Below are 18436 nucleotides of genomic sequence, written 5' to 3' on the forward strand. Positions count from 1 at the left end.
AGGCGGGGCGATGGAAGAAGCGCACCTCAAAATCTTTCGCGGCGACCGGGACAGCGGCGCGTTTCAGGACTACGCCGTGCCGCTGCACGAAGGGATGGTGGTACTCGACGCCATTCATTTCGTCCAGGCCCATCAGGCGACCGATCTCGCTTGCCGCTGGAATTGTAAGGCCGGCCGTTGCGGTTCCTGCAGCGCCGAGGTGAACGGTAAACCGAAGCTGATGTGCATGACACGCATGGATCAGTTTCCCGCCGGCACGCCGATCACCGTAGCCCCGATGAAGGCGTTCCCGGTGATCAAGGACCTCGTGTGCGATGTCTCTTGGAACTACGAGGTCAACAAACGCATCCCGCCCTTCAACCCACGGCCACCCGAAGCTGACGGCACCTGGCGCATGCACCAATTCGACATCGACCGCGTTCAAGAGTTCCGTAAATGCATCGAGTGCTTCCTCTGCCAAGACGTCTGCCACGTGCTACGCGACCACGACAAGAAGGACAGCTTCGCTGGACCACGATTCCTGGTACGGATGGCGAGCCTCGAAATGCATCCGCTCGATGTCACATCACGCACCGCGTACATCAAGGACCAAGGCGGCATCGGCTACTGCAACATCACCAAGTGCTGCACCGAAGTGTGCCCGGAGTCGATTCACATCACCGACAACGCCATCATCCCGCTCAAGGAGCGGGTCGTCGATGACTTCTACGACCCGGTGCGGCGACTCGTGCGATGGCTGACGGGACAGCAGTAGCTGCCGCCTGAAGGGAGATCTTATGGACCGCGCGCTCAAACGTATCCTTCCGAGCGGCATCGATGCGGCTCTCCAGAAGGCAGACAAGTATCGCGAACTGAACCAGCCGGCTGAAGCCGAAAGCATCTGCCGCGACGTGCTCGCGATCGACGCCGACAACCAACTCGCGCTGCGCACCTTGGGTCTCGGGCTCACCGACCAGTTCGACGCGTCGACCAGCAAACGGTTCGCTGAAGCCGAGCAGATCTTCGCCCGGCTGCGCGACCCATACGCGCGCGCCTTCTACACCGGGTTGGCGTTCGAGCGGCAAGGGAAGGCGCAGCTGACTTTGAAGATGCCGCTGCGATCGGTTCTGCCGCTGTTCGATCAAGCGCTCGCGCACTACGCCGAGGCCGAGCACCTCCGACCGTCCGGGAACGACGATCCGATTCTGCGGTGGAACAGTTGCGTGCGCACCCTGCAAGGCCTCCCCGGCTTCGGCATCGCCGAGAGTGAGACGAAGGAGGAGTGGGAGGCCGAGTTCGTGCCACCGCACCGGTGAATCGATCGACCTCGCGGCATCGCAGCGTTGGCCTGGTTGCGGCGAGTTAGATGTACCGCTTGAGCTGCGCCCAGATCTGCTGCAAACGACCCTGGTGATTGCGGCAGAGGAAGATCGGGCGATTGTTCTCGAACGGCATGCAGTAGCGACAATGGGTGACGGCAACTTGTTCGACCGTCTCGCAGAAACCGGCGAGATCGGCAGCCGATCCGCCCACCACGATCACCACCTCGCCGGTGACATTGCCCGGCCCCCACAGCCAATAGTTGTTGTGGCCCGATAGCGCGTGCGGCAGTCCGTGGGTTCGGCCGAGGAAATCGATCGCGCCCGCTTCACCGTAGTTTTGCGCGTAGATGGCACAACGGGCACGATCGTCCGCGGGCAGACGGTTGTAGACGTCCGCGACGGTGTCGACCATCTCGCTCCAACCAAACATGTCGGCGAAGTGTTGCGGGAGTTGGCCCAGCTCATTGGTCTCTGCCTTAACGCCCTCTTGTACCCCGAGCGCGCGCGCGTAACCGACGAGCGTGTCCGCCGGCAAGATCGGCAGCCCAAGCGGCGCCAGCACAAAGCCGCCGGCGAGCAGCAGCGCCAGGTACGCCGACCGCAGCCAGCGCGCACGCCGGTCCGTCCATGTCGCGAAGGCAATCGCTCCGGCCGCCAGCAGCGGCGGATAGGCGGGCGCCAGGTAGTACGCCTTACCTCGTTGCAGCACGAGCAGCGCGAACACGACCACATAGATCCATCCCAGGGCGCGATAGCGGCGCCCCGCCGATGTCGCGAAGTACCAGCACAACCCCGCGAGCCAGAGCGGCAGCGTCACCGGATGCACCATGAGAATCTGTTGACCGACGAACTGTGTCAGCGACAACGGCGCGTTCTTGAATAGCTGCGCGTTGCGCATGAACTCGAGCGTGGGAAATCCATAACGGAACTGCCACAGAAGATTCGGGAGAAACAACACCAGCGCCACGAGCGCGCCCAGCCAAACCCAGCGACGAAAGAGGTGCCGGCGCAGCGGCGTCGCCACGACCGCGACGCTCAGCCCCAGGCCGAAGAACAACATCGAATGTTTGTTCTCGAGTCCGAGGCCAATCACCAGTCCGAGCGCGAGCCACCATCTCGCGTCGTCGGTATGTATGAGGTGCACAACGATGAGTGCACCGACCGTCCACAGCAACGGTTCGAATGCGTTCATCGAATAGAAGTTGCCGACCACGAGGTAGACGGGCGCAACCGCGGCCGCCACGGCGGCGAGAGCTTGCGCCCAGCGTCCCCCGCCGAGCACGCGCGTGAGGTGGCCGGTCACCAACACCAGCAGTGCCGTCGCCAAAGCGGGCAGGAAGTGCAAGGCCAGGAGCGAATCACCCAGCAGCCAGCGCGAACCCGCCAGCAGCCAGATCGACAGCGGCGGATGATCCACGTATCCGGCCGCCAAGCGATCGCTGCAGGCGAGGTAGTAGAACTCATCGCGAAAGTAACCGTAGCCGCCGCTAGTCAGCCCGTGCAGCAGGAAGGTGACCAGCGCCACGCCTGCGACCCACGGAAACTCGCGCGTGCGCGCGCCCTCAACTCCGACGATCTGCCCGCCGCGAGCCGTGACCGATTGCATACTGCTTCTCCTCTTTCACAAATGCGTTGACGAGCACGGCGACGACCGTGTCCTCGGCCAGCCGCTCGTCGAGGATGACGGGATCGCGATCGCCGTGGCGGTGCATGGCAAACCACGCGACGATCTCGAGGATGAGACGCGCGGCGGTGGCCGTGTCCGGTACGGGACGGAACGCCCCGTGACGGATGCGGCGTTCCAGATATTGGGTGAGCCGCTCAATCAGCGTCCGCCGCATCCGCTTGAAATACAACTGCGCCAGCGCCGGGTGATCGAGCGCGGAACGCTCCAGCAACTGGTTGCCGCGACGGTTGCGCGCAACCACGGCGTAGAGTTCGCGTATCACGCGCTCCAACTCGATGCGCGGCTCGTCGGCGCGAGTACGCGCGTACGCAGCCTGGAGCGCTGGGAGCCGGGCCTCGCGCGCGAAGCGTTCGCGCACGTGGCGCAGGGTCTGGCCAGGCGCCGGCATCCCGATCGGCAACTGGGGGAGCGGCGCGGCCGGTTGATCGAGAAACGCGCGCTGCACCACCAAGTCGAACAGCGCCTCTTTACTTTCGACGTAGAGATACAGCGTTCCGGGCGCGACCCCCATGGCGCGCGCCACATCGGCCATCTGCGTGCGCTTATAGCCGCGTTCGGTGAACACGCGCGCGGCGCATTCCACCAGCCGGTCGACGCGATCTTCCGGTCGTTTCCGTGCCATGCGCGACCTTCTAAACTGAATGAGTCATTCAGTCAACTAGGACGACCGATGCCGGGACGCACCCGATGCGCCGAGGACGTTACGCCCGGGCCTAGCGCGGCGGGTGCTGGCTAAAGAAATCCCACAGCACGACGCTGGCGGAAAAACTTTGGCTCTGGTAGCCGAACGGGCAGTTGCCGACACCGCTGATCGCCGGCGGCAGGCCGCCGGGCCACTGATGGCCACCGTTGGGAATCGTGCACAGCTCGACGTCGGACGCCCCGGCGCAGGTTCCTTGCTTCACGCACGTCCCGTCGCCCTGGGTCAGCGCGGTGGTCGATCGCCCCGAGCAACCGTCGCGCGCCATCCACCCGTCGATGGTGTCCGGCATCGATGCGAACGGCACGCCCGCCGGGCCGCAGCCAAGTCCGCCGTCGTAGGGAACGTTCTGGTCGCCGGTCCCGTGAATGTGCAGGATCGGCACCGGGCGCGCGGGTGTGCATGGATCGGCCGTGTGGCTGCCGGAAACCGCCGCGGCCGCGCGGATGCGATCGGCGAGATCGCACGCCAGTCGGTCGCTCAACATCGCTCCGTTCGACATGCCCGCGGCGTACACCCGCCGCCGATCGACACACAACGTCGCCTCCAGTTGATCGAGTATCGCCGCGACGAATCCGACGTCGTCGACCCCGCTGCTGGCGGCAAAGCCGCAGCAACCGCCGGCGTTCCAAGTGCGGATGTTTTGCGGGCTGTTGACCCCGTCGGGCGACACCACGACGAACCCCTGATCGGCGGCGACCTCGAGCAGGCGCGAACTATTCTCCACCTGCGCCCCGCTGCCAAAACCGCCGTGTAGCAAGAACACAATCGGCACGGGGGTATCGTTCGTTGTTGGATACGATGGCGGCAAGTAAACGCGAAACGTGCGCGCGAGACCGTCATGCATCAACGAAGCCGCGGTCGACACACCGGGCGTGTACATCATGAGCGGATCACCGCAGCCGGTGCTGGGCAACATTGGCATCGACGTGGCGGCGGTGACCAAGGAGCGCGCGCGCATCTGAGTGCCGTCATTGCGCGCAATCGTGGCGGCATCGAATACACTTTCGAAGCAAATCGATCCGGGGCTCTGGCCGAGTTGCACCGTGATCGGGGCGGAGAGCGGGGTGGCAAGATCGGGGAGGTTCATTCCTCGAGCGATGACCGAGACGCTCGCGGCAGCGTGGGTGCTGCCGGACAAGCGCATCACCTGAACTCCCGCTGAAGTCCCAGCGCCGTCGCGATAGAGAAATCCCGTGGTCCCGATGGCGCGCCAGCATGGCGCCGTGTTGCACGTGCCGCCCGCAGCGACCTCCGCCGAGAGCACAAGACCGGACGTGTCGTAGACACACAGCGAGTACGCGGTGGTGGCCGTCGGATCGCCGAAGTCCGCCTGCGGAGCGGCGGGCCCGCGGAGCCAGCTCCAAGTGAGCCGGTCACGCGCGTCATTGCTGTCGTTGAAGATGGTGAGCAGGTTGGTGCCGCCGATCCGGCACGCCGCACGCGCCGCGGGCGGACACACGGCCGCAGCCGGCGCAACGCAAGACAGCACGATAATCGCGCAGATCAGAAGCGCCCGGGAGGTGTGTCGATCGTAACGGGAGCGGCGAGTGCTGCAAGGCATGGAGGTGATGGTACGGGTGCGATGTCGATTCGTCCAGTATATTTCTTGCGCCACTGGTCGTGCGCCCGCCGCAGTCTCCCGCTACGTCGCCGAGCGCTCAACGGACTGGTTCGGAGAGAACCCCGAACCCGATCCTGCGCGGCGGTCTGATGATGACGATCGGCCGGGTAATCGGCTTGGAGCCGACGCTCGGATGCTGCTTGCGGAACGCGGTGATGCCCAAGCGGATGGTGAGGTAGTCGACGACCTCACTCGCGACGATGGCCACACCAAGTTCGTTGAGCCGCGCTTCGGAGACGAGATCGTCGAGCAGACGGTCGAGTCCCTCTTCCCACGTGGCCTCGCCGAAGTCCTCGAGTCCCGTTGCGTTCATCGCGTCCGCGACGAGTTGGTCGCGGTTGAAGCGGTAGGCACCCATGGTCATCCGTCCTTTCGCGAGATGACAGCTACTTTCACAGCCGGCGCGACGGGATTGTCGAGCCATCGAAGCAGGATGAACCCGCGGTGACGCCCGCCGGTGTCAAGCCAGTTGCCCGACCTGGGATCAGCGGCGGCGACCACCACCCGTACCGAGCCGTCGGTTTCAGGCACGGCCGTCGCGTTGGTGAGCGAGCTCCGACGGCGCCGGACATCGATGCACTCGTGCCAGATGTTCTCCACGGTGATGCTCCAATATCGCGTGACGGGTGGATCGATGTCGAGCACGAGTGCCTCATCCTTCTCGAGGCGGAACGTCCCGATCATGTAGAGGTTGTCGGGCGTGGTGTTCGCGGCACCGAGCTCGGCCGCTTCCGCGGTAACGAGGTCGTTGGGCCGATCCAACAGTTCGGGTTTGATCGCCTGGTGCAAGGTCATGAGCTTCCAGATGGTCCATGCCATTGCGGTCAACTGCTCGGCGAGCATGGCGTCGGTCGGTTGGGCCGGTGGTCCCGGCGGGTCGAGCGATTCGATCGCTAGAGTGGCCGGCGTTCGCTGGAGGGATCGGCGATGTACTGGCGCACGAGGATCGCTGACGCGTCGTTGGGGATAGCGATCCACGGCGCGTCTGCCAGCTCGTCGTCCGGAGGGCGTGCCGTCGAGAGCACGAAGCTGAACGTAGCGTCATCGGCGACCTTGAGGTCGTGATCGGACACGTAGGTGACCATGCGGCGCGGCGTCAGTCCCGTACCGGCGAGCACCTGGAAACCGAGATACGCCACCGTGCCGCGACTACCACTTATGCGGTAGCGGTGGTGGCCATCGATCGTCGCCAGGTGATACGCGCCATCCGGATTGGGTCCGCCGACATACCGCCCTCGGTGTTCATGCTGAAGAACCACGGAGCCTCGACATCCACATCGAGCGATAGCTCAACGCACAATGCGGTGACGCGGCCAAGCACCAGGAGCCCTTCGACCAACTCGAGTTCCGTCTCGGCCTCGGCCTGCACCATTGCCGTCATGTCATCGAGCATCGTTCGCACCAAGCGCCACGCGTCGAGTGAGTGCGCAGCAGTCGGCGCGTCCGTCGTCGAGGTTTGACCAGCGCTCCCGTCTGCGGGCGCGTCCGAACTCTCGGCTGTCATGACAACTCCTCGTCTTGGCGCTTCGTCGGCGCCTTCTCTGCCGGCCGTCTGCCTGTGGTGCGTGGGCAGTTGGGTCTCGTCGTGGGCTCGCCTGTGATAGAGCGCAGTCCCTGATCGACAAATGCGGGCCGGTTGCCCTGGCCCCATCGGCGACCCAGAGGTCGAGCGAGAGACGGATCACCGCCATGGTCAGCGCACCGCCGAGTCGGGGACGGGGATCATCGGGGACGAGGGGTCGAAGCGAGGGGTGAGGACCTCCGCGATTGCGGATTCAGGCGCGGCCGCGACCCGCGATCGCGGATCTCCCCACCCGGCGCAGCGGCAGACGTCGCCGGCGCTACTCGTTTGCTGAAAATGAGCGCGCCGTCTTCGAGCGCGCCGAGGCGGATCATCTTCTTGTCGCGCGCGTAGTTCTGTGGGTTGATCCACGGCTCATGGTCGCCCTGCTTCGGGAAGCGGTGCATCATGCGCTGCATGTAGCCCGACGAAAACGAGTCGATCCAGGGGCGCGCCGGCATATGTTGGTCCGCGGCGCGGAGGCACGGCACCACCTGGCGCGTGCCGGTCTCGTCCATGTGGTTGATGAGCCGGCACACGTACTCAGAGGTCAGGTCCGCCCGCAGCGTCCATGAGGCGTTGATGTAGCCGAACGTGGAGACCATGTTCGGTACACCGGAATACATCATGCCTTTGTACGTCCACGTCTGCGCGAAATCGACGGGGACGCCGTCGACGGCGAACTGCATCTCCCCGAGCACAACCAGGTTAAGGCCCGTCGCCGTGACGATGATGTCGGCGTCGAGCTGCTTGCCGGATGCGAGCGTGATGCCCGTCTCGGTGACGCGCTCGATCTGATCGGTGACGACCGACGCCTTGCCCGAACGGATGGCTTCGAACAGATCGCTATTCGGCACCAGGCAGAGGCGTTGGTCCCACGGATTGTAGCTGGGCGTGAAGTGGGTCTCGACGTCGTAGTCTGGCCCGAGTTCCTTCCTCACCATGTCGAGGAGCTTGGCTTTGACCTTGTCGGGATGCGTGCGCGTGCGGCGATAGAGGAACTGTTGCATCGCGACGTTCTTCCAGCGCGTGATCGCATAGGCCCACCGGTCGGGCAGCACGGCGCGCAACGCGTTCGCGATCACGTCCTTGTCCGGACGCGACACAACATAGGTCGGTGAGCGCTGTAGCATGACGATGTGGCCAACGTCCTTCGCCATCGCGGGTACGAGCGTCATCGCCGTCGCGCCGGAGCCGATGACGACCACCTGCTTGCCTTTGTAGTCGAGATCCTCCGGCCACTGCTGGGGATGGACGAGGGTCCCCTTGAAGCGCTCGATACCGTCGAACTCGGGTGTGTAGCCGTGCCGATAGCTGTAGTAGCCCGAGCACATGAAAAGGAAATTGCAGGTGAAGTGGACGGTGTCACCAGTGTCCTTGCGCAGCGCCTCGACGCTCCAGGTGGCATCCTCGCTCGACCAGACGGCCTTCGTCGCCAGGTGCTGGTAGCGGATATGCTCGTCGACATCGTACTCGGCGGCGGTTTCCTTCACGTACTTAAGGATCGAGGAACCGTCGGCGATCGCCTTCGCCTCGCGCCAGGGTTTGAAGCGGTAGCCCAGCGTATGCATGTCGCTGTCGGAACGGACACCTGGATAGCGGAAGAGATCCCAGGTGCCACCCATGGACGGGCGACCTTCGAGGATGAGGTAACTCTTCCCCGGACACTGCTCATGCAAGTGGACACCGGCCCCGACTCCGGACAGGCCAGCGCCTACGATGATCACGTCACGGTGTTCCACAGTCATTGTTGCCCTCTGCCCTCGTTGTGCCAGAGTGGCATCTACTCTGCAAAGTGGCCTGACGCGACACGCGCCGCAAGCAACACGCGGCAGTATCAGCAGCGATCATCGCCGCCCGACTTTGCGACTTGGCTACAAGCCGGCTACAAAACAGCGAAAACAACGTTCTTGGTCGAGGAGGCCTAGCGGACAACTCCCTCACGTCGGTGAGAACGAAAGCTGGCGCGCGGATTCGAACCGCGGACCTGCTGATTACGAATGCCGAAAAGGGATTAGTAGGGAATGCAAGCTTATCGCGGACTTTCCTTGTCCTATCTGCACTTCGCACCAAGGCGGCTTTCAGTGGCTTTCTGCGATTTGCGGCGATTTTCGATGCCCAACTGTCACCACCACTGACACCAGACTTTTGCGCTCTTCGCACGCGAGGGAGTTCTCAGAGAGCGATCTCTCCTCATCGGCAATCACCTGCGATCGCTAGGCTGACGAATGCCGACTCGGGGGCCATCACCACCGGCAACACGCAGTGTACCCCTGCGTTCCAGGAATCGCGATTTTCTGACAAGACTCTATTCCCCTTGATCTTCCCTTCACCCCTGAAACTCCGGTAATATCGCCTCAAGTAAGTCGGAATCAACGCAACCATTCCCCGGGGGGACAATCATGCGCAAGCGCGTCTCGGAAAACGGTTTGACGGTGAATGCCGTCGCCGGCTCTTACGTGGTTATGCTCGGATTGAACGTCACAGACGCGAAGCGCGCCGGACTGCGCGGCTTCGGGATCAAGCGAACAGACAAGACGGAGAGTGAGAGCTATTGGATGAGCGGCACGAAGACGTTCGAAAGCGTCGAGCCGAACCCCGTCCCCGGGGTCCAATATTCGAGCCTCTTTCATCCGTTCCAGTCGTTCCAGTGGTCGGACTATAGCGCCAAGCCCGGCTACACCTATATGTACACCGTCACAGCCATGTACGGTGCTCCGGACGCGTTGAAGAAGGGTGTATCCGTCGACGTCACGGTGAAAACCGAGGGTATCGAAGGCGAAGAGCACACGATCCTTTTCAACCGAGGCTCGGTGGCAACGCAGGAATACGCCCGCCGCTTCCAAAACAGGCCTCCCGACAAGGCTGGACAGGCCGCCTATGACTGGCTGTCGCGGGGCTTGATCGAAGGCATCATCGCGTTCATTCGGCGCGCCAAGGACGATAGCTTCGGGCTGAAGGGCGCCTACTACGAATTCCAGTGGCCGACGGTACTTGACGAACTGGGCGAAGCGAAGAAGCGCGGCGCCGACGTTAAGGTAGTCTTCGACGACATCGACAATGCATCAGGTCCGCACACGAAAAACGAAAAGGCCATAGCGGATGCCAAAATCAAATCGCTGTGCAAGCCGCGCACCAACGGCACGCTCATGCACAACAAGTTTCTCGTGCTGACCAAGAACAACAAGCCCATCGCAGTTCTGCTCGGATCGACCAATCTCACGGGGAACGGGCTGTTCGGCCACGCGAATTGTGCGCATGTCGTCGAGAACGCAGACATAGCGGCTAAGTATCTCGAATTCTTCGACATGCTCGCGACCGATCCCGAGACCGGCATTCGCGTGAGCGATTACAAAAATTGGACGATCGAGCAAACGCCTGCGCCCGCGACTGATTTTGTGGAAGGCATGGCGCCAGTATTTTCGCCGCGAGCCAATATCGACGCACTCGATTGGTACGGCGAGCTCGCGAGTGCAGCCAAAGACGCCCTATTCATGACGTTTGCGTTCGGCATGAACGACGTTTTTCAAAACGTCTACAGCAAGAAGGACGACATCCTTCGCGTCGGACTGATGGAAAAGGAATGGAACGGAGCGAACAAGGACGCGCAAATCGCCGCCGTTCGCAAAATCCAGGCTCTACCGAACGTCGTGATCGCCATCGGCAACAAAATTCCGCTGAACGGCTTCGACCAATGGCTTGCCGAGGGCGACCGGGGGGTCACCCACGCAACGAACGTCATATGGGTCCACTTGAAGTTCATGTTGGTCGATCCGTTGTCGGACAATCCGACTGTCATCACTGGCTCAGCGAATTTCAGTGCGGCGAGCACGAAGACGAACGACGAGAATATGCTGGTGATCAAGGGCAACACACGAGTCGCCGATATCTATCTCGGCGAATATATGCGACTCTATTCGCACTACGCGTTTCGAGAAGCCGTCAAAATTTTCCTGGACAGGAATCCAAAGGCCAAGCCAGTGGACATGAAGCGGGGTTTTTTGATTGAGAACGGCGATTGGACGAAGCCCTATTTCGATCTGAACGACAAGACTGCCCGTAGGGCAAGGCGCCTCTATTTCGCCGGATAGGGTTTGCAGGTCTACCCTCATCGACAGTCCACGCATTCGGGCGCGAAGGCGTCTTCCAGGGAGAGTATTGTGCACAGCACGTTGTCGGTTGAAGACGCGGCTCAGCGCTACGGGGGTTAGCGTAGATGGTACGTGGCCGCATCAAGGTGCCCCACGCACGAAAGTGTGTAGAGCTAACGACGCACAATCATGCAAGCGCACGTACCGGGAATTCTGGGAAGAGGATCCGAACTTGGTCGCACTGGTGAACTCACACCCCGTCATCCGTCGCGATTCGTGCACCGAATTGTTCTCGAATCCGGGTTGCGTTTGCACGTACTTGCAGCCGCCTGCGAGCTATCGGGGTCGCGGCCTGCATCAGTTCGAGTGCGGTTCGGCCACATGTTTTCAGCGCGCGTTCGACCATCCGTCCCGATGTCAAACCCAAGACTTGGGCAAGTACATCTACATAGACCGCCTCGATATACGAAAGCAGATCTTGCCCGATCGCCAAAGTGCGACCCTTGTGAACAATTTCCCCTCTGAGATTTGCAAGGCGTCCGATCAGGAACCGCGATTTCGCCGCGGCCTCAGAGCAGTTGTATGCAAACGCCAACCGCCGAACTACAGGAGAGATGTTCGTGGTATCTACCATCGTCAGTGTCTCGATGGCTATCCAGTATTTCACAAATGCGAATATGCCCATTTTGTCAGTCATCGCCTCGTAAAGCCATCGAAGTGACAGCTCGGCACGGTCCCGCGTTTCGGCAGGCAAACGCGAGAGATAAGCCGCGGCAACCTCAACGAGTGCAAGACCTCCCTCCGTCAGGTTCGGCGCTCTAAAGTTTGCGGGATTTTCGAAGACAACCGAACCCACGTCGACCGGGGTTCCGTCAAGATTGAGCTGGAAGCTGAACAATGGTTCGTAAATCGCGTTTCGCCCCATAACCGCTCCCAGCAGTCCCGCCGTGGTCTTCAGGCGCTCCTTCGACAAATCTTCGTTCCCCGGGGCCTCCTTGGTGTGATGGGGAGTCGCCAAAATCACAAACGTGCCCAAATTCGAGCGGTGATTGACGACTTGCACGTTGTGCATGACAAGAACAAATCCTCCGGAAGGGTTGCCAACGACGACATCAGGGTTCTCGGGGCGCACCTCAGGTTTCGGCGTCTTCGGTACCCAATCGTCCATAAAATGCGGAATCTGCATCTGCGGTGGATGCATTTGGATCTCAGGCAATGCCTCGGGGGTGGAAATATCAACTACGGGAGTACGGACCGACTGGTAGGTCAAGACAGAGCGAATGAAAGTGGCGCAGACGTTCCCGAGATCGGCACTGCGTGGATTGTCCGGCGCGTCCGGCACGGGTGGATACGGGACGCGATACGCTTCAATCCACAGCGAGCGCGCCGAGTGGCGGTTGATCCACTCTGTCGGAAAGAGGCTCGCGTAGTTGGCAAAGCCATCCTCCTTCTTGTCGACCAGATCGATTGGGCGCGCGGTCCAGACCATGTCGGAGCTTACAGCGCCTGCACCTCACCTTCAAATCGAGTGCAGTTGACCTGCCCCGGTGATGAGCCCGGATCTGGTTTGGTTTGTCGCCGCGAGGCTGATCTGGTCGGTCGTTCGGCGTGGAGTTTCATTGTTAGCGGTGACTCGTGCGCCGCGATCTGCTGCGCGTGCTCAAGGGTGCCACCGTTCTCGATGTAGGCGGTGATGCCCGCGGCGTGGAAGAGGGGTCTTAAGGGAAATCATTAATTGACGCGGACAAAAGGAGAGAGCTAGTTTACCCGCCAATCAAGGAGAAACCAATGGCTCTATATCTGTCGCGACCCGATGGTCTGTTCACCGTGGGCGAAATTCTCTCGGGAGCAGGACCAGTAGCTCGAGATACGAGGCCACTGATCCGAACGCTTGAGGGCGAGGCGCCGATACCCTTCACGCCGATTGGTCTCAACAAGCCTCTCACGATTGAAATCCGCCATGTGTATACTGGGGCGTACCCATCTTCTGGTCTGTTCGCATCAGACAAATCCATGCTGGTTGCATCGTCGATGAAGGGGTTCCTCCAGACCGGAGCGGCGCCTCGAGCTGTCAATTTCCAGTCACGAAAGCTAAGCAACCATACTCATTTGTCGACGGTTCCCGCCCCGGATTTGGGTAGCCCGCTCGTCTGCTATTCTCCCGCCGTGACTGAGGGATCGTACTCGCTCACGGTTGAGGTAGGCTTCAACACCTTTGACCAAGATGTCTTTGATGCTTTGGGACAGATATTCACGGAGGCAGCCGGGTTCCCCTTGTTTGCACCCTACAGCGGCTACTTGGTGGCCGCGGGCACGCTGACCAAAATCACTGGGAAGCTTGTCCACGCGGTGTTCAATGCCGGGATCGTCTTGGCGGACACGCGGGAGATCAATCTGTTTCATCCGGGAGTCCCTCCGACACCTGGTGGGTTCGCGTTGGCGACGCTGGACACGCCGGAAGGCCGTGCCTTGCGGAACGACTACACTTTGTCCGTCACAGGCCAGCTTGTCAGTAAGACGAGCGGCCAGGAATACAATGGCGATGTACCGTACGTTGTGCTGAGCCTAGATGGGACGCCCCGTGATGAATTCAAGACGTTCACGCCGCTAGCGGCGTCTGCCGATCAACTGAACCGGTTTTTCAATATAGCCGACAACAGTTCGAAGCCGATCACTGAGATCGTTGAAGGTCTCAGGCTGTTCAATGACTTGGCCTACCGCCGTAAGGCAGACGACCTGAACGCCAAGCTGGCGTCGATCGCGGATAAGAACTCAAAAGACTACACCAGCACGAAGGAGGCTTATGACGCAGCGATTGCAAACATCCAGAGCCAAGAGATGAAGCCGAAGCCGTGACGTCGATCGCCTGCTGAAGTCGGGGCACACTCCGCACTACGCAAACGAAAGGAGTTGCTTATGGAAACGCAACATGGACTAGGTTGGCTTCCTGATGTTCCCAAGCCAACCGACTACAGCCAAGAGCACGCTGAAATTGGATCGCTCCTGGGTCGAACGACCCTCGCGGCAAGCGTTGGGGCATCGACGGCGGCAAAGGGAGCCGGGACCGCCAAGGCGGCCGCGCCGCCAGCGCAGGTTGACCTGCGCGCATGGTTTTCGCCCATCGAGGACCAAGGACATCTTGGCTCATGCACCGCCAATGCCGCAGTCGGGCTACTGGAATACTTCGAGCGACGGGCGAGCGGTAGCTACATCGACGCCTCTCGGTTGTTCGTCTATAAGGCCGAGCGCAATCTACTCGGCGTCACGGGCGACACGGGGGCGTACCTGCGCACAGCAATGGAAGCCTTAGTGCTGTTCGGAGCTCCCCCAGAGCGCTATTGGCCCTATGATGGGAACCCGGCCGCTTCGAACCCACGGTACGACGTGGAGCCGCCAGCCTTCTGCTACGCCTTCGGCGCAAACTACCAAGCGGTCAAGTACTTTCGACTGGACCCGAATGCGACCCCCGCGGCCCAGGTTCTCGCCAACATCAAAGCCTTCATCGCAGGGGGTTTCCCCTGCATGTTCGGATTCCCTGTCTACGCCGAGTACGACCACCCGCTTCCGGGCGGACTCGTCGCGTTTCCAACGGTGGGCTACCGCGGCGGGCACGCCAACGTGGTCGCCGGCTACGACGACAACCTGATGATCGGCAAGGACAAAGGCGCCTTGTTAATCCGAAACTCGTGGGGCCCCACGTGGGCAAACTCTGGCTATGGATGGATGTCCTACCGCTACGTGACTGAGGGGCTGGCGACCGACTGGTGGAGTATGATCTCGGCAAAGTGGGTCGACACCGGACAATTCTAAGACACGCCCTTTTAGCCGGACGGCTTCATTCGATAAGTAGGGACCCCTGTGCCACCAAGGCCACGATCAATGTGGACATTGGTGGCGCAGCGGCACAGCCGCGAGGACCAGACACGGGGTCTACCATCGGAATGTGATGGGCGTGGCTCTGGGTCGGCGCTCCGGCGATCTCCGCGATCGCGGTTTCGACGCCGGCATACGATGGCAGCGTCCAGGTTCCCAACGAACCCGGCGGCGAGGGCGATCTGGTCGACGGTTTGTGCTGGCCGGTTCTTGCCCGGCCACAAGCCGAGCGGCTTCGCCCACGATACGCTCGCGCGCTGCGCGCCGCTTCCACTCACGCAGTCCTTCCACAACATTCCGAGACATTGCCTCAGAAGAGATGGCATCTCATCTCTGAAGTCAAGGATTCGTAGGTGCCGATACTGCAGCGTCTCGGTGTTCGGCTGCGGCCCTTCGCGACGCCGTAGTCATCGACGTCGCGGGCCAATCGGCTGTTTGAAGCGCGAGGAAAGCTGGCGCGCGGATTCGAACCGCGGACCTGCTGATTACGAATCAGCTGCTCTACCGACTGAGCTACGCCAGCGTGCGTGGAAGGATGACGAAGGTCTGTCGGTTACCGGATTTCCTTTGCCCTGTCCATAGCCGACCTGCGCGTCATCTGCCCGCGCTGTAGTGCTCAATGAGTTCGTGCTTGCGCACCTTGCCGTGTGGCTCGCGCGGGAGCTGCGCGACGAACTCTACGCGGCGCGGACACTTGTAGTGCGCGAGATCGCGACGCGCGAACGCGATCAGTTCGTCGGCGGTTGCCCGCTCGCCCGAGCGCAGCTCGATCACCGCCAGCACCGCCTTGCCCAGGTCGTCGTCGGGCACGCCGATGACGGCGACATCGGCTACTTTTGGATGCGCCATCAGCACACTCTCGACTTCGGCGGGATACACGTTGGCACCACCGCAAATGATCAGATCAGTGCGCCGATCGGCGATGTAGAGATAGCCGTCGCCGTCGAGATAGCCGAGGTCACCGGCGCTGAAGAAGCCGTCACGAAACGCCGCGCGATTCTTCTCCGCAGCATCACGGTAGCGAAAATCCAGGCGCGGGCTCTTCACGTAGATCAGCCCGATCTCACCCGTTGCGCACTGTTGTCCCTGCTCATCGAGGATCCGAATCTCGTGGCCCGGCCACGGTTTGCCGACACTGCCTGGCTTGCGCAGCCATTCCTCCGCCGTGATCTTTGTAAAGCCGCTCTCCGATGCGCCGTAGAACTCGGTGATCACCCCGGGTGGAAATACCTCGATGATGTGCTTCTTTACCGGTACCGGACAGGGCGCAGCCGAGTGCAGCACTTGCTTGAGCGACGAGAGATCGTGACAGCGTCGCTCACGTTCGTCGAGTTGGAGAATGCGGCTGAAGTGCGTCGGCACCATGAAGGTGTCGGTGGCGCGATGGCGCGCGATCAGTCGTAGCGCCTCCGCCGCGTCGAAGCGCGGCATCACCACCACGGTCGCGCCGACCAGCAGATGCACTTGGCCGTAGCTCGACGGCGCGGTGTGGTAGAGCGGCCCGGTGACGAGGTGCACCGAGTCGGCATCAAAACCCCAGAGCTGGGCGATACCGAGCAGCATGAGATGACCGGTGGCAGGATCGACGGGCCGCTCGATACCCTTGGGACGCCCTGTTGTACCCGAGGTGTAGATCAGCACATTGTAGCCACCGCCGACAAAACCGCCGTCTGGTTCGGCGTCAGACTCCGCCGCGAGTAGCGCCTCGTACGACCGGCCTCGAGTGTCCGCGCCTACCACCCACTGCCGCTCGTCGGGCCAACCAATCTCGTCAAACGCGCGTGCGATCTCATCGTACAGATCGAACGCGCCGACGAGCAGGCGCGCGCGCGAGTCGGCGAGCATGTAAGCGATCTCCGGCCCCTTCAGCCGATACCCGATCGGTACAAGTTGAGCGCCGAGCTTGGCCGCGGCGTTGAGCAGCTCGAACCACTCGAAGCCATTGTGCAGCGCCGCCCCGACGGCGTCACCTTTGCCCACACCGACACGCTGTAAGGCGCGCGCCAGCCGATTCACGCGGGCGTTGAACTCCAGGTAGGTCAGCGTGCGGTCTCCCATCCACAGCGCCGGCTTGCCGGGAGATGTACGGGCGTGATGAGCAAGACCAAGCTGTTGCGGGTTCAATGTCATGGCGCGTCCTTCGGCTAGTTTCCGTAGCATTGTGAAACAGGCATAGTAAACGCGTGAGGTACACGGACACCTTTGGCCGGCCGCTGCGCAACCTGCGACTGTCGGTCACCGATCGATGCAACCTGCGCTGCCAGTATTGCATGCCCGAGGAGCACTACGTCTGGCTCCCGCGCGCGGACATGCTGACGTTCGAAGAGATCAGCACATTGGTGGACTGCTTCATCGATCTCGGTGTCGACAAGATCCGACTCACCGGCGGTGAGCCGCTGCTGCGCCGCGACCTTCCGGTGCTCGTCCGGCTTCTCGCGAGCAAGCCCGCGCTCCGCGACTTAGCGCTTACCACCAACGGCATTCTCCTCGGCGATGTCGCACAGGGCTTGCGTGACGCCGGGCTGCATCGCCTCACGGTCAGCATCGATACGTTGAAGCGCGATCGTTTCATCGCGCTGACCCGCCGCGATGCGTTGCCGCAAGTGTTGGACGGCATCGAGGCGGCCCGACGGGCCGGGCTCGGCGGACTCAAACTCGACTGCGTGGCGATTCGCGGCTTCAACGATGATGAACTGATCGATCTCCTCGAATACAGCAAGGGCATCGGTGCCGAACTGCGCTTCATTGAATACATGGATGTCGGCGGTGCCACCGATTGGTCGACCGACAAGGTGCTTTCGCGCCAAGCGATGCTGGAGAAGTTGGGACGCCACTACGGTCGCATCGAACCGATGGCCGACACCAGCGAGGCGGACGCGGCGGCGCCGGCTGATCGTTTTCGCTTCGCCGACGGTACGGTGTTTGGGATCATTTCATCGACGACCGCGCCATTTTGCAGCACCTGCGATCGCAGCCGGCTGACGGCGGATGGCATGTGGTACCTCTGCCTCTACGCTCGCAGCGGAACCGATCTTCGCGGCGCGCTGCGCCGCGGGGCGCCGGCCGACGAGATCAAAGCCCTGATCGTTTCGACGTGGCAGGGACGAAGCGATCGCGGTGCCGAGGAACGCCTGGGCCTGACGCAACGGCGACCGCTCGCACATCCCGACGAACTTTCAAAGGATCCGCATCTCGAAATGCACACGCGCGGCGGCTGACGCCGTCGCTCTCAGTCGGCGCGCTGCGTGCGCTTGAGCCAAGCGGCGCGGCAACCACGGTTGCGGCAGAACCAATTTCGCTCGTCGGCGAATGCCGTCACGCAGCGTTGCGTGCCGCCGGCGAGGCGGATAACCGGGTGACGTTCGCCGCACTGCGCGCAGGTGACAAACCGCCCGCGATTCGCGGCTGGACTCTTCACTCCCGGCCGGCGCGGCCGGAATTCGCTCACCGTGCCCATGGTGTCGTCGCGAGCATATACACCGCTCGCGGAGTCCTTGTCACGAGATTTCACACGCGCTCCGCCGCCAGGGTCAAAGCGGGAAAAGCGAATCGACGGCTGGCGGGCGTTTCCGTGGACGCCGCAAGTAGATATAGTCCGT

The 18436-nt window shown here is 62.0% G+C and carries 14 protein-coding genes, 1 tRNA gene and 1 pseudogene; 6 read left to right on the forward strand and 10 right to left on the reverse strand.

Going from position 1 to position 18436, the window contains the following annotated elements:
- Window positions 1–10 precede the first annotated feature (10 nt).
- Window positions 11–754, forward strand: a complete 744-nt coding sequence (locus HYR72_09435) for a succinate dehydrogenase/fumarate reductase iron-sulfur subunit (protein MBI1815188.1) — start codon at window positions 11–13, stop codon at window positions 752–754.
- A gap of 22 nt (window positions 755–776) precedes the next feature.
- Window positions 777–1295, forward strand: coding sequence for a hypothetical protein (locus HYR72_09440; GenBank protein MBI1815189.1), 519 nt, complete (start codon window positions 777–779; stop codon window positions 1293–1295).
- A gap of 46 nt (window positions 1296–1341) precedes the next feature.
- Here HYR72_09440 and HYR72_09445 read toward each other — a convergent pair whose 3' ends face one another.
- The 6 genes and pseudogenes from HYR72_09445 to HYR72_09470 all read right to left on the reverse strand — a co-directional run bounded on the left by HYR72_09445 (window position 1342) and on the right by HYR72_09470 (window position 8621).
- The gene (locus HYR72_09445; GenBank protein MBI1815190.1) at window positions 1342–2907 is read right to left on the reverse strand and encodes a glycosyltransferase family 39 protein; all 1566 of its coding nucleotides are present in this window, start codon (window positions 2905–2907) and stop codon (window positions 1342–1344) included.
- Complete coding sequence (locus HYR72_09450; GenBank protein MBI1815191.1) at window positions 2864–3610, reverse strand: TetR/AcrR family transcriptional regulator; 747 nt, start codon at window positions 3608–3610, stop codon at window positions 2864–2866. The genes HYR72_09445 and HYR72_09450 overlap by 44 nt, the downstream gene beginning before the upstream one ends.
- A 91-nt stretch (window positions 3611–3701) precedes the next feature.
- On the reverse strand, window positions 3702–5180 hold the full coding sequence (locus tag HYR72_09455) for a hypothetical protein (protein ID MBI1815192.1): 1479 nt from the start codon (window positions 5178–5180) through the stop codon (window positions 3702–3704).
- A 169-nt stretch (window positions 5181–5349) separates the two neighbouring features.
- On the reverse strand, window positions 5350–5670 hold the full coding sequence (locus tag HYR72_09460; protein ID MBI1815193.1) for a hypothetical protein: 321 nt from the start codon (window positions 5668–5670) through the stop codon (window positions 5350–5352).
- A 2-nt stretch (window positions 5671–5672) separates the two neighbouring features.
- Window positions 5673–6816, reverse strand: a pseudogene (locus HYR72_09465) (DUF1214 domain-containing protein).
- 218 nt (window positions 6817–7034) lie between these two features.
- Window positions 7035–8621 (reverse strand): NAD(P)/FAD-dependent oxidoreductase, encoded by a 1587-nt coding sequence (locus tag HYR72_09470; GenBank protein ID MBI1815194.1) that lies wholly within the window; start codon window positions 8619–8621, stop codon window positions 7035–7037.
- A 654-nt stretch (window positions 8622–9275) separates the two neighbouring features.
- Between HYR72_09470 and HYR72_09475 the strand changes: the two genes are divergently transcribed.
- Complete coding sequence (locus tag HYR72_09475; protein ID MBI1815195.1) at window positions 9276–10964, forward strand: hypothetical protein; 1689 nt, start codon at window positions 9276–9278, stop codon at window positions 10962–10964.
- Between the two features lie 250 nt (window positions 10965–11214).
- Here HYR72_09475 and HYR72_09480 read toward each other — a convergent pair whose 3' ends face one another.
- Window positions 11215–12453: a hypothetical protein gene (locus tag HYR72_09480; GenBank protein ID MBI1815196.1), complete on the reverse strand. Its 1239-nt coding sequence runs from the start codon at window positions 12451–12453 to the stop codon at window positions 11215–11217.
- 299 nt (window positions 12454–12752) lie between these two features.
- On the opposite strand from HYR72_09480, the gene HYR72_09485 reads away from it, so the two are divergent.
- Entirely contained in the window at window positions 12753–13820 is a 1068-nt protein-coding gene (locus tag HYR72_09485; GenBank protein ID MBI1815197.1) for a hypothetical protein, read from the forward strand.
- Window positions 13821–13880: 60 nt separating this feature from the next.
- Window positions 13881–14774 (forward strand): cysteine protease, encoded by an 894-nt coding sequence (locus HYR72_09490; protein ID MBI1815198.1) that lies wholly within the window; start codon window positions 13881–13883, stop codon window positions 14772–14774.
- A gap of 513 nt (window positions 14775–15287) precedes the next feature.
- On the opposite strand, the gene HYR72_09495 is transcribed toward HYR72_09490, so the two are convergent.
- Together HYR72_09495 and HYR72_09500 are read right to left on the reverse strand one after the other, a co-directional pair.
- Window positions 15288–15360, reverse strand: a tRNA-Thr gene (locus HYR72_09495).
- A 71-nt stretch (window positions 15361–15431) separates the two neighbouring features.
- Window positions 15432–16967 carry an AMP-binding protein gene (locus HYR72_09500; GenBank protein ID MBI1815199.1) on the reverse strand — a complete coding sequence of 512 codons (1536 nt, stop codon included), beginning with the start codon at window positions 16965–16967 and terminating at the stop codon, window positions 15432–15434.
- A 53-nt stretch (window positions 16968–17020) separates the two neighbouring features.
- On the opposite strand from HYR72_09500, the gene moaA reads away from it, so the two are divergent.
- On the forward strand, window positions 17021–18055 hold the full coding sequence (moaA, locus tag HYR72_09505) for a GTP 3',8-cyclase MoaA (GenBank protein ID MBI1815200.1): 1035 nt from the start codon (window positions 17021–17023) through the stop codon (window positions 18053–18055).
- A gap of 11 nt (window positions 18056–18066) precedes the next feature.
- Here the strand turns inward: moaA and HYR72_09510 are convergent, their stop codons facing one another.
- Entirely contained in the window at window positions 18067–18348 is a 282-nt protein-coding gene (locus HYR72_09510) for a hypothetical protein (protein ID MBI1815201.1), read from the reverse strand.
- Between the last annotated feature and the right edge of the window lie 88 nt (window positions 18349–18436).

The sequence above is a fragment of the Deltaproteobacteria bacterium genome (assembly GCA_016178705.1).
Lineage (GTDB): Bacteria > Desulfobacterota > Binatia > HRBIN30 > JACQVA1 > JACOST01.